The following is a 12372-nucleotide window of genomic DNA, read 5'->3' on the forward strand; positions in this document are numbered from 1 at the left end:
GGTGCGGCGGTTCGCTAACTTGGGGAGCGTGGACAAGAAGAACGCCCTGCGCGCCGGAGCCCTGGCGGCCGGCACGACGCTGATGATGCTGCTCATGTCGTCCCCCGCGCTCGCGCTCAGCCGCGACGACGGTGACGACCCCGGCCCCGGTCTCTCCGCCTGGGAGACCATCGGCCTCTACGTGCTGATCCCGGTGGGCCTGTTCGTCGTCATCGCCGGTCTGGTGATGGTGCTGGACAAGTCGCGGTCGGGCTCGTCCGCCCCGAAGAGCTGACGGACCTCAGGTCCCGGCCGGGGGCGCCTGTCCGCCCGCGCACGCACGCGCGGCCGGACGGCGCCCCCGGCGCGTTTCTCCCCCCGTGCCCCCGAGGAGCCGCGGATGGCAGGCACCACCGGCGTCGTCGTAGTGGGCTGCGGCCCGACCGGACTGCTCCTCGCCGGTGACCTGGCGGAGGCCGGCGTCCCGGTCACCGTGCTGGAGAAGCGTCCGCCCGGCATCAGCAACCTCACCCGCGCCTTCGCGCTGCACGCCCGCACGCTGGAGCAGCTCGACATGCGGGGCCTCGCCGGCGAACTCGAGTCCCTCGGTCACCCGATGACCCGGCTCGGCCTCTTCGACGGCCTCACCCTCGACCTCTCCGAACTCCCCACCCGCTTCCCGCACGTCCTGGTGATCCCGCAGTACGAGGTCGAACGGGTGCTGGAGCGGCGGGCGCGGGAGGCGGGCGCCGAGTTCCGCCACGAGGCCGAGGTGACCGCGCTGACGCAGGATGCGTCCGGGGTGACGGTCCTCGGGCGGGGCATGGAGCCGCTGCGGGCCTCGTACGTGGTGGGGGCGGACGGGATGCGGAGCGCGGTACGGGAGGCGGTGGGGCTGCCGTTCCCGGGCCGCTCGGTCATCCGCTCGGTGGTCCTCGCGGACGTACGGCTCTCCGAGGACCCGCCGGACCTGCTCACCGCGGGCACGACGGGGGACGCCTTCGCCCTCCTCATCCCCTTCGGCGACGGCTACCACCGGGTCGTCGGCTGGCACCGCTCCCACGACGTCCCCGACGACGCGCCGCTCGACCTCACCGAGATCCGGGACATCGTCCGCGCCGCCCTCGGCCGGGACTACGGCATGCACGACCCCCGCTGGCTGTCCCGCTTCCACAGCGACGAACGCCAGGTCCCCACGTACCGCGCGGGCCGCGTCTTCCTCGCCGGCGACGCCGCCCACGTCCACTCACCGGCGGGCGGCCAGGGCATGAACACGGGCCTCCAGGACGCGGCGAACCTGAGCTGGAAACTGGCCGCGGTCCTGAACGGCCGCGCCGACGCGTCCCTCCTGGACACGTACGACACCGAACGCCACCCGGTGGGCCGCACCGTCCTCCGCAGCAGCGGCACCCTGATCCGACTGGCCATGGCCAACCGCCCCTGGACGAGGGCTCTCCGGTCACTCCTGGCAACCCTGGCCATCCACGCCCCCGCCCTGCGCCGCAAAGCCCTCCACCAGGTGACGGGCCTCGGCTACTCCTACGGCCCCGGTCCCCTGACCGGCAAACGAGCCCCGGACATCCCCTTGCCGGGCCACACCCGCCTCTACGAGGCCCTGCGCCCGGGCAACTTCGTCCTTCTGACCCAGACCCCGTACGAGGACGCCGGCCGCCCCCACCTCACCACATCCGCGTGGACCGGCCCCCAGACGCTTCTGATCCGCCCGGACGGCCACATCGCCTGGACGGCGAAGTCCCCGTCCCCAACAGCGCTGGAACGGGCCCTCGTTGACCACGTGGGCCCCCGGATCACCCGACCCGAACCTCATAACGAAGCCGCTGCCGATGACCGGGCATCACGATGAGGTCGGCCTGAACAGCCCGGCCGCCTTCGTCGAAAGTCACCCGGCTGACGCGCAACACCGGTTCCCCCGCACCGAGTTGCAGCACGTCCTGCTCCTCCGGTGACGGTATCCCAGCGGCGACGTCCTCCCGCACCCTAACCCCCCGATACCCGAGCTCAGCCAACAGCGCCACAGCCCCACCCGGAATTTTCCCCCGCTCGGCAAGCCGGGTCCCGCGAGCGATGGCGACGGGGTAGTAGCTGTCGGTCAACTCGCAGGCGGCACCGTCCAGCTCGATGACCCGCCGCCGCGCCACCACAGCCTCCCCGACCCCCACCCCCAACAGGCCGGCGACCTCCTCCGAGGCCCCGACCTCCCCGGCATACACAATCCGCTGGCTCCCCTTTCTCCCCTTGGCCGCGGCCTCAGCCGCCCAGACGTCCCCCTGCCCGGCCTCCTGAGGGGCCAGATACGGCATCGACGTGCTGGTCCAAGCGCTGTCGCTCACTGTGCCTCCCGAACAAAGGGGGGCGCCCGACACAACGCCGGGCGCCCCCTCTCGACTGCTGGCCGGCTACGACGCAGCCGCGTCCGCCCGCTGGGCCTTCAGGGCCCGTTCCACGCCCGCGCGGGACTCGGAGATCAGGCGGCGGAGGGCCGGGGTGGGGTCCGCGGACGTGAGCCAGGCGTCCGTCTTCCGCAGCGTCTCCTCCGAGACCTGGACCGACGGGTAGAGGCCGACCGCGATCTGCTGGGCCATCTCGTGGGAGCGGGAGTCCCAGGCGGACTTGACCGAGTCGAAGTAGCGGTCGGTGTAGGGGGCGAGGAGTTCGCGCTGGTCGGTCTGGACGAAACCGGTGATCACGGCTTCCTGGACGGCGTTGGGGAGCTTGTCCGACTCGACGACCGAGGCCCACGCCTCCGCCTTCGCCTCGGCGGTGGGGCGGGCCGCACGGGCGGTGGCCGCGTGGCGCTCGCCGGCGGCGGTGCGGTCGCGCTCGTACTCGGCGGCGATCTCCGCCTCGTCGAAGCGGCCGACCGCGGCGAGACGCTCCACGAACGCCCAGCGCAGCTCGGTGTCGACGGCGAGGCCCTCGACGGTCTGGGAGCCGTCCAGCAGCGCCTCCAGCAGGTCGAGCTGCTCCGGCGTACGGGCGGTCGCCGCGAAGGCGCGCGCCCAGGCGAGCTGGTGGTCGCTGCCCGGCTCGGCGGTACGCAGGTGCGCCAGCGTGGCCTCGGTCCAGCGGGTCAGCAGGGTCTCGCGGGCGGCCGGGTCGGCGTACAGGTCGACCGCCAGCTTGGCCTGCCGGTGCAGGGACTGCACGACACCGATGTCGGACTCCTTGCCGATGCCGGAGAGCACCAGCGAGAGGTAGTCACGGGTGGCCAGCTCGCCGTCCCGCGTCATGTCCCAGGCGGAGGCCCAGCTCAGCGCGCGCGGCAGCGACTCCGCGAAGTCACCGAGGTGCTCGGTGACGACCGCGAGGGACTCCTCGTCCAGGCGGACCTTCGCGTACGACAGGTCGTCGTCGTTGAGCAGGACCACGGCCGGACGGCGGACGCCGGTCAGCTCGGGCACGGCCGTCAGCTCACCGTCCACGTCCAGCTCGACCCGCTTCACCCGGACCAGCTTGCCCGCGTCGTCCAGGTCGTACAGGCCGATCGCGATGCGGTGCGGACGCAGCGTCGGCTCGCCCTTGGCACCGGCCGGGAGCGCCGGGGCCTCCTGGCGGACGGAGAAGGAGGTGATCACACCGTCCGCGTCGGTCTGGAGCTCGGGACGCAGGATGTTGATCCCCGCCGTCTCCAGCCACGCCTTCGACCAGGTCTTCAGATCGCGCCCGGAGGTCTCCTCCAGCGCGCCCAGCAGGTCGGACAGACGCGTGTTGCCGAACGCGTGCCGCTTGAAGTACGCCTGCACGCCCCGGAAGAACTCGTCCTCACCGACGTACGCCACGAGCTGCTTCAGCACCGAGGCGCCCTTGGCGTACGTGATGCCGTCGAAGTTGACCAGGACGTCGTCCAGGTCCCGGATCTCGGCCATGATCGGGTGCGTGGAGGGGAGCTGGTCCTGGCGGTACGCCCACGTCTTCATCGAGTTGGCGAACGTCGTCCACGCGTGCGGCCAGCGAGAGCCGGGCGCCGACGCCTGGCAGGCGATGGAGGTGAAGGTGGCGAACGACTCGTTCAGCCACAGGTCGTTCCACCACTCCATGGTGACCAGGTCGCCGAACCACATGTGCGCCAGCTCGTGCAGGATCGTCTCCGCCCGCACCTCGTACGCCGCGTCGGTCACCTTGGACCGGAAGACGTACTGGTCGCGGATGGTCACCGCGCCCGCGTTCTCCATCGCACCCGCGTTGAACTCCGGCACGAAGAGCTGGTCGTACTTCTCGAAGGGGTAGGCGTAGTCGAACTTCTCCTGGAACCAGTCGAAGCCCTGCCGGGTGACCTCGAAGATCGCGTCGGAGTCGAGGTGTTCGGCGAGCGAGGGCCGGCAGTAGATGCCGAGCGGCACGGACTGCCCGTCCTTCTCGTACACGCTGTGCACCGAGTGGTACGGGCCCACGATCAACGCGGTGATGTACGTCGAGATGCGCGGGGTCGGCGCGAACGCCCAGACGTTGCCCTTGGGCTCCGGCGTCGGGGAGTTGGAGATCACCGTCCAGCCCTCGGGCGCGGTCACCGTGAAGCGGAACGTCGCCTTGAGGTCCGGCTGCTCGAAGCTGGCGAACACGCGCCGCGCGTCCGGCACCTCGAACTGCGTGTACAGGTAAGCCTGTTCGTCGACCGGGTCCACGAACCGGTGCAGACCCTCACCGGTGTTGGTGTACGCGCAGTCGGCCACCACCCGCAGGACGTTGCGGCCTTCGAGCAGACCGGGCAGCGCGATGCGGGACTCCTTGAAGACCTCCGCCGGGTCCAGCGAGTCCCCGTTCAGCGTCACCTCGCGCACGGCCGGTGCCACCAGGTCGATGAAGGACTCGGCGCCGGACTCGGCCACGTCGAAGCGCACCGTGGTGACGGACCGGAAGGTGCCGCCCTCCTGCGCGCCGGTGAGGTCGAGATCGATCTCGTACGAGTCGACGCTGAGCAGGTCGGCCCGCTGCTGCGCCTCTTCCCGAGTCAGGTTTGTGCCAGGCACGCGGTCATCTCCTCGTTATGTGTGGGTTGCGCCATCCTTCCACGGGAGATCCGCGAACGCGATGTCCTTATCCCGCCGGTCACCGGGCCTTTCCGGGACCAGCCTGGGACACATGACGACACACGCCACGACCCTGCACGCCACGCGGGCCATCACGGAACCGGTCCTCGCGGAACTGCGCGCCTCGGACGACGCCGGACGCCCGACGACCGCCGTCACCGACGCGGAGGGCGGCGCCCCGCTGCGCTGCTGTCTGCGCCGGAGCGAGCCCGGTGAGCGCATCGCCCTGGTCTCCTACGCGCCCCTGCGCCGCTGGGCGGCGGACACCGGCGCCGAGCCGGGGGCGTACGACGAGCAGGGCCCGGTCTTCATCCACGCCGAGCCCTGTGGCGGACCGGCGTCCCGGGACGGGCTCGCCTTCACCGGCGCCCACCGCGTCCTGCGCCGCTACTCCCGCGACGGCCGCATCCTCGGCGGCCGCCTGGTCACCCCGCCCGAGGACTTCGAGACGGCCCTGAGCGAGGCGTTCACCGATCCGGAGGTGGCGCTGGTGCACGTCAGGGCGGTGGAGTACGGGTGCTTCCTGTACGAGGTGCGCAGGGCGTGAAAGAGGGGGCGCGCGCCGAACCCGGCACGCGCCCCCCGCGGACTCAGCTCTTCAGCTCGGCCGCCACCAGCTCCGCGATCTGCACCGCGTTCAGCGCGGCACCCTTGCGGAGGTTGTCGTTGGAGATGAACAGGGCGAGGCCGTTGTCCACCGTCTCGTCGGCGCGGATGCGGCCCACGTACGACGGGTCCTGGCCGGCCGCCTGCAGCGGGGTCGGGATCTCGGAGAGGGCGACACCGGGCGCCTGCGCCAGCAGCTCGGTCGCGCGCTCGACGGAGATCGGGCGGGCGAAGCGGGCGTTGACCTGGAGGGAGTGCCCGGAGAAGACCGGGACGCGCACACAGGTGCCGGAGACCTTCAGCTCCGGGATCTCCAGGATCTTGCGGGACTCGTTGCGGAGCTTCTGCTCCTCGTCGGTCTCGTTGAGGCCGTCGTCCACGATGGACCCGGCCAGCGGGAGCACGTTGAAGGCGATCGGGCGCTTGTAGACAGCAGGCTCGGGGAAGTCCACCGCGTCGCCGTCGTGGGTCAGCTTGTCGGCGTCGGCGATGACCTTCTGCGCCTGCCCGTGCAGCTCGGCCACGCCCGCGAGACCCGAGCCGGAGACGGCCTGGTAGGTGGCGACGACCAGCGCCTCGAGCCCCGCCTCGTCGTGCAGCGGGCGCAGCACCGGCATCGCGGCCATCGTGGTGCAGTTCGGGTTGGCGATGATGCCCTTGGGGCGGTCGGCGATGGCGTGCGGGTTCACCTCGGAGACCACCAGGGGCACCTCGGGGTCCCGGCGCCAGGCCGAGGAGTTGTCGATCACGACCGGGCCCTGCGCGGCGACCTTCTCCGCGAGCGCCTTGGAGGTGGCACCGCCCGCCGAGAACAGCACGATGTCCAGGCCGGAGTAGTCGGCGGCCGAGGCGTCCTCCACCGTCACGCCGTCCAGCACGGTCCCGGCCGAGCGGGCGGAGGCGAACAGGCGCAGCTCGGTGACCGGGAAGTCCCGCTCCTTGAAGATCTTGCGCATGACCGTGCCGACCTGACCGGTGGCTCCGACGATTCCGACCCTCACGGTGACTCCCTCTGTCCGTCCCAGTACCGGGTCACTTGCTTGACCGGCACTTTTCCATCATGCGGCCGACACAGGGCCGCGTGTCCAATCCTTTGTACGGGTGTGCCCGGTGTGAGGGACATCCGTACCCCTCGGACGGCCCGCGGACCTGCGGTCCCGCGCGGGGAGCGGCCGCAGAAGTTCCCTCCCCCGGACCCGTCGGCCGCAAGCCGTGCTGTCCGGTCCCTGCCCGTCCGGCCCACCGCCATACGGAGGTGTGACGTACACCGCACACGCCGAGGGGGCGGGCGCCCGCCAGGACGCCCGCCCCCGAGGTCAGGGGATCAGCCGGTTACGGCGTGACCTTCCCGATCTGCACACTCGCGGTGCCCGCGACCGTGCCGCGCGCGTTCACGAGCTGGACGCGGCCGAAGAACTCCCGGCCCGCCGGGGCCTCGGCGGCGGCCGTGACCTGGCCGGTCACCGTGGCGGAGGCGCCCGTGCCGAGCTTCACCGGGGCCGAGCCGTCGACCGTGACCGCGCCGAGGGCGTCGGAGAAGAACACGTCCCGGTAGTCGTAGTCGGTGGAGCCGGCCGGGACCGAGTAGCCCTCGACCTTGACCGTGTACGTGCCCGCGGCGGGGGACGGGACGGAGACCGCCTCCTCCGAGTCGCCGTCGGCGGACTTGCCGACCTCCTTGCCGGAGGCGTCGTAGACCGTGAGGTCGAGGTCGGCGGCCGGGTCCGAGACCTTGCCGATGGCCACGTCCAGCGACTTGGCGCCGGCCGGGACGTCGACCGTGGTGGTCGCGATCTCGCCCTCCTTGATGGCCGGGCGGGCGGCCTTCGCGGAGCCGAGCGGACCGCCGACCAGCTTGCCGTCGAGCGCGGCGTACTTGTTGGTGACCTTCCAGGACGCGGTTGCCGGGACGCCCACCTTCGCCTCGGGCACGGTCACGGTCTCCGGGTCGAAGACCGCGCCGAGCACGGAGACGTCCAGCTTGTAGGGGTTGTCCAGCAGCGGCGAGGTGCGGCGCGCCTCGACCTCGACCTCCCAGACACCGGCCTGCGGGTCGGCGTAGGAGCGGACGTCGGGCTTGCAGCCGTTGCCGTCGAGGTAGTTGTTGTAGCAGTACGGGGTGCTGGTGTTGTCGACCGGCGTCCCGTAGGGGTGGATGGCGATGAACCGGGTCTGGCTGCCGGACTGCAGGCCGCCGATGGCCACCTCCAGCGACTTCGCGCCCTCGGGCACGGTCAGGAAGTACGACTTGGTGCTGTTGCGCTGCACCGAGGCGGAGAAGGAGCGGCTGTAGTCCACCGGGCTCGCCACCACGACCGTGGCGAGGATCTGCTTGTCGACGCCCACGGTCAGCGGGTCGTCCACGCGCAGGATCGCGCTCTTGAGCCCGGCCGACCTCGGCGCGGCCTCCACCTTGACGGTGACCGGCTCGTTCAGCGGCAGCTTCACCAGCGGGCTGCCGACGACGCGGTAGGTGTGCTCCGGGTCGTTGGCGAAGCTCAGCAGGTGCCAGACCGCGCGGTCCGCGCCGGTGGTGCGGGTGACCGTGACGTCGTACGTCTTGCGCTGGCCGGACTGCAGGCCGCCCTCGCGGTCGTAGAGGCCGGTGCCGAAGCCGGGGGTCTTCAGGGCGTAGTCGATCGCGGTGTCGACCGGGGCCTTGACGGTGTACTCGTGCGCCGAGGCGCCGAGCCGGATCGCCGTCCAGGCGTCCACGACGTCGATCAGGCCGGAGCCCTCCTCGTACGCCTGCGCGCCCTTGATGTGGTGCGCGGTCGAGGTCAGCGCGGTGCGCAGCACGGCCGGGGTGAGGTCGATGTCCTTCTGCTTGGCGGCGCTGAGCAGCAGCGCGCTCGCGCCGGCCGCCTGCGGGGAGGCCATCGAGGTGCCCTGGAGCATCGAGTAACCGGCGGGCAGGGTGTAGCCCGCCTCGGCCACCGGGGAACCGGGCAGCCAGGTCTGGGTGGTGTTGATCGCGGCGCCGGGCGCGGTGATGGTCGGCGTGAAGCCGCCGTCCTCACGCGGGCCCCGCGAGGAGAACGGCATCAGCGCGTACGGGGTCTGAACCGCCGAGCCGTAGTTCGACGCCCAGGTCTCCTTGGAGATGGCGGCGCCGACCGAGATCACCTTGTCGGCGAGGCCGGGGTCGCCGATGGTGTTGGCGCCGGGGCCGGAGTTGCCGGCCGAGATGACGAGCTGGACGCCGTAGGTGTCGATGAGCCGGGTGTACAGCTCGGCGCGGGCGTTGTTGCCGTCGTTCAGCGCCGGGAGGCCGCCGATGGACATGTTGACGATGTCCACGCCCCGGTTGGTCACCAGGTCGATCATGCCCTCGGTGAGGGCGACGTTGGTGCAGCCGCCGGACCAGGTGCAGGCGCGCGAGGAGACGATTTTGGCGCCCGGAGCGGCACCGTTCATCTTCCCGCCGAACAGCCCGTTGGCCGCGGTGATGCCCGCGACATGGGTGCCGTGCTCGGACTCGATGACACCGATGTTGACGTAATCGGCCTTGGCACCCGAGGAGCTGTAGACGACGTCCTTGCGGATCTCGACCACGAACGGGATGCGCTCGACGACGTCCGTCTGCGGGTCGTCGGTGCCGAAGTAGCCGATCTGGTAGTCGTCCTTGTACGGCTTCATCGGCGGGTTGTTCGTGAAGTCCAGGTCGTCGTCGGTGTCGACGCGGACCGTGCCGGTGGCCGGGTCGTACAGCACGCCCCAGGCGTCGGTGGTGTCCCCGTCCCGGTTGAGGTCGCCCTTCATGTCGCCGCCGGTGGTGGCGGACTCGTACAGGTAGTTGAACTTGTACGCGCCGGCCGGGGCCGTGAAGGTCTCCGCGTTCGCGCCGGAACCGACGGAGAAGGACGGCCCGGAGACCGCCGCGGTCATCCGGCGCCAGGTGCCGTCGCCGTCGCTCACCGGGTCGGTGGAGGTGACCCAGTCCACGATCTTGCGCTCACCGGTGGTGGTCTTCTGGAGCGCCGGGTGACCGAGGTCCACCCCCGAGTCCAGGATGCCGATGGTGACCCCGCGCCCGTCCGCCTTCGGGTGGTCCTCGACGAAGTCGACGGCACCGGTCTCGAAGGACGGGTTGTACGGGTTCTTCGCCGGGGTCTTGCTGCCGGGTGCCGGGTAGGCAGCCGCCGTACGGGCGTTCTTGGCGTCCTTCGCGGTGTCCGCGCCCGGCGCCGGGTCGTCCAGCGGGATCTCCTGGCGCAGGTCGATCGCGTGCACCGAGGACAGCTTGGCCGCGGCGGCGATGACCGAGTCGGCCTTGGCGGTCGGGACGGTGGCGCGGACGTAGCCGACCTTGTCGAAGGTGCGGCCCACGGTGCCGGCGGCGTCGAGCTGGGAGGCGACCTGCTCGGTGGAGCCCGGCGCGGTGGCGATCATCATCGTGACGCTCTTGGCGCCGTCCGCCTTGGCCTCCGCGAGCCGGTCGGCGTCGTCGGCGCCGAGCTTGCGGGGCGCGGACTTGGCGCCGGGGTCGGCGGCCCGAGCGGGCGGCGCGTCGGCGGCCAGCGCCATGGGCACGGGGCCGGCCGCGCAGAGGGCGGCGACCACACCGGCGGCCAGCGTCAGGCGCGCCAGGCGTCTCGGGCCGGGTATCGGGTCACGGTCGGGGGAGTGGGTCATCGCATCCCTTAGTCGGTGAGGGTTGTCCGCGAGGTCCAGTGCCGGACCAGCGCAGCTTTTCCCAAGCGACTGGTTTTTGGGGTTCGTTGACCGAATCGAGATCCATGTATGGGGAAAACCCGCGATGCGATGTGTGCGGTTGGGGACCGAATAGGCCCGAATTCACTCGGTTCCCGCAGCGACCGCGCTAACGTCCCGTCATGAGACGCAAGTTGAGGGTGGCGGCCTACGCCGTGTGTGTCCGCGACGGACAGCTCCTGCTCGCCCGCTCGCCCGCGCGGGGCGGCGGCCACGAGTGGGTGCTGCCGGGCGGCGGCGCCGAGTTCGGCGAGGACCCGTACGACACCGTGCGCCGCGAGGTGGCCGAGGAGACCGGCTACCAGGTGGAGGTCACCGACCTGCTCGGCGTGCACACCAACCGGGCGGTGCTCCCCGGCCGCTTCCCCGGCCGCGCCGTCGACCACCACGGCATCCGGCTGCTGTACGCGGTGCACATCACCGGAGGCGAACTCCGGTACGAGGTGGCCGGTTCCACCGACCTCGCCGCCTGGCACGACCTCGACGCGGTGCCCGGCCTGACCCGCGTCTCCCTGATCGACACCGCCCTGCGCCTGTGGCGCGACCGCCCGCCCACCGGCCGCCTCGACCCCGGCCCGCCGGTCGGGACACGCTGAACGGGACTAGGGCCTGTCCGGCGGATCAGGGGGCGGGGAAGCAGCGGTGCCGATCGTCCCAGGTGAGCGGGGTCTGGTGCGTCCAGGTGCAAGGCGGAGAAGGGAGTCGACGCGATGGGGGTCCCCCCGCGCGAGCGCAGCCGAGCGTGGGGGAGTCGGCGAGTGACGACAACGCCGCAGATGGGCGTGCCAGACCCCGCGTTCGCGCCATGATCCGCCGGACAGGCCCTAGCGGGGCAGCACCACCACGTACGCGGCCGGGTCGCGGTCGCCGGCGGCCATCAGGGCCGTACGGACCACCGCGGCCTGCTGCTCCGCCGACTCCCTCAGTTTCCTCGGGGTGATGTGGACGACCGTGATGCCGAGCCGCTCCAGGTGCTCCCGCTTGCGGGCGTACTCGGACCAGGTCGCGTCCTCGTCCTGGCGTGGGGCGCGGGTGTCCAGCTCGACGGCGACCGCCTGCTCGGGCCAGTAGGCGTCCAGGCCGCCCAGGTGGGGGCCGCCGGGCAGGCGCAGGTCCACGTTCCACACCGGGTCGGGCAGCCCGTACCCGGTGACCATCCGGTACAGCCGGTCCTCGGCCACCGCGCGGCCCTCGGCCACCAGCGAGTCCACCGCGTCCACCACGTGGGGCCGGCCCATCAGCCTGGCCTCGGTCAACTCCCGTACCAGCGTGGCCGGATCGCAGTGGCCGTCGCGCACCGCCTCGGTCAGCAGCCGCCGTACCGTGTCCGCGTCCGTCAGGTGGGCCACCGCGTCCGCCACCGCCCGCGCCACCGGCGCCACCGGCAGGCCGGCGACGGGGCGCGCCACCGGGAGGTCGGGGGTGCGCACCACCCGTACGTACCCGGTCGAGCGCAGCCGGCGCAGCCTCGGGACCAGGACGTCGATCCGCTCCAGACCGAGCAGCGGGGGCGCGGACGGCAGGCCGTGCAGGGCGAGGGCGGCCAGGCCGGTGAGCATTGCCTCGGCGTAGGCCCCCCGGTGCGGGTCGCCCGCGCCGGGCTGGGCGGGCACTGCTGGCGCGGACTCGCGGGAGGCGTACAGCAGCGCGCCGTGCAGGCGCTCCTCGCTCGTGGGCGACGCGGAGTGCAGCAGGACCACGTTGGGCAGCAGCAGCCGCCAGGGGCCGTCGGCCCGGCACCGCTCGTTCAGCTCGGCCGTCGTCACCCCGTGGGTGCGCAACTGGGCGGCGGTCAGGACCCGGCGGTGGACCTCGGTGAGGTGGCGGAGCGGGCGGGGGGAGAGTGGGGTGTCGTGCGTCATGGCTCTGGAATGCCCTACTCCCGGCCCACCCGTAACCGCTGTTACACACCCGTCGAAAAATGCGGACAACCCGGCACTAAAGGACGGGTGTTCGGATGCCGAGTAGGCGGCGAAAACCCCTGGTCCGATCGAGGGGGACCAGGGGTTACGGGCCGCCGTGCCCG

9 protein-coding genes are annotated in these 12372 nt (G+C 71.9%); 4 read left to right on the forward strand and 5 right to left on the reverse strand.

The genetic code is table 11. The annotated features are described in order from the left end of the window. Positions 1-28 precede the first annotated feature (28 nt). A complete protein-coding gene (locus E5082_RS28190) occupies positions 29-274 on the forward strand; it encodes a hypothetical protein (protein WP_086693405.1) in 246 nt (81 codons plus the stop codon). Between the two features lie 105 nt (positions 275-379). Beyond that, positions 380-1843 (forward strand): FAD-dependent monooxygenase, encoded by a 1464-nt coding sequence (locus E5082_RS28195; RefSeq protein ID WP_135794078.1) that lies wholly within the window; start codon positions 380-382, stop codon positions 1841-1843. On the opposite strand, the gene E5082_RS28200 is transcribed toward E5082_RS28195, so the two are convergent. Further along, a complete protein-coding gene (locus E5082_RS28200) occupies positions 1788-2330 on the reverse strand; it encodes a GntR family transcriptional regulator (RefSeq protein WP_135794079.1) in 543 nt (180 codons plus the stop codon). The two genes, E5082_RS28195 and E5082_RS28200, sit on opposite strands and share 56 nt — an antisense overlap. Positions 2331-2396: 66 nt before the next feature. Further along, positions 2397-4967 carry an aminopeptidase N gene (pepN, locus tag E5082_RS28205; RefSeq protein ID WP_135794080.1) on the reverse strand — a complete coding sequence of 857 codons (2571 nt, stop codon included), beginning with the start codon at positions 4965-4967 and terminating at the stop codon, positions 2397-2399. Between the two features lie 112 nt (positions 4968-5079). Between pepN and E5082_RS28210 the strand changes: the two genes are divergently transcribed. Then, positions 5080-5574: a DUF1203 domain-containing protein gene (locus E5082_RS28210; protein ID WP_190045195.1), complete on the forward strand. Its 495-nt coding sequence runs from the start codon at positions 5080-5082 to the stop codon at positions 5572-5574. 43 nt (positions 5575-5617) lie between these two features. On the opposite strand, the gene E5082_RS28215 is transcribed toward E5082_RS28210, so the two are convergent. After that, positions 5618-6634 carry an aspartate-semialdehyde dehydrogenase gene (locus E5082_RS28215; protein WP_135794082.1) on the reverse strand — a complete coding sequence of 339 codons (1017 nt, stop codon included), beginning with the start codon at positions 6632-6634 and terminating at the stop codon, positions 5618-5620. 331 nt (positions 6635-6965) lie between these two features. Then, complete coding sequence (locus E5082_RS28220; RefSeq protein WP_135794083.1) at positions 6966-10268, reverse strand: S8 family serine peptidase; 3303 nt, start codon at positions 10266-10268, stop codon at positions 6966-6968. Between the two features lie 200 nt (positions 10269-10468). On the opposite strand from E5082_RS28220, the gene E5082_RS28225 reads away from it, so the two are divergent. Beyond that, on the forward strand, positions 10469-10942 hold the full coding sequence (locus E5082_RS28225; protein ID WP_190045194.1) for an NUDIX hydrolase: 474 nt from the start codon (positions 10469-10471) through the stop codon (positions 10940-10942). A 228-nt stretch (positions 10943-11170) separates the two neighbouring features. Here E5082_RS28225 and E5082_RS28230 read toward each other — a convergent pair whose 3' ends face one another. After that, entirely contained in the window at positions 11171-12208 is a 1038-nt protein-coding gene (locus E5082_RS28230) for a hypothetical protein (protein WP_135794084.1), read from the reverse strand. Positions 12209-12372 lie beyond the last annotated feature (164 nt).

The sequence above is a fragment of the Streptomyces griseoluteus genome, assembly GCF_004784465.1.
In the GTDB taxonomy this organism is placed as follows: Bacteria; Actinomycetota; Actinomycetes; order Streptomycetales; family Streptomycetaceae; genus Streptomyces; species Streptomyces griseoluteus.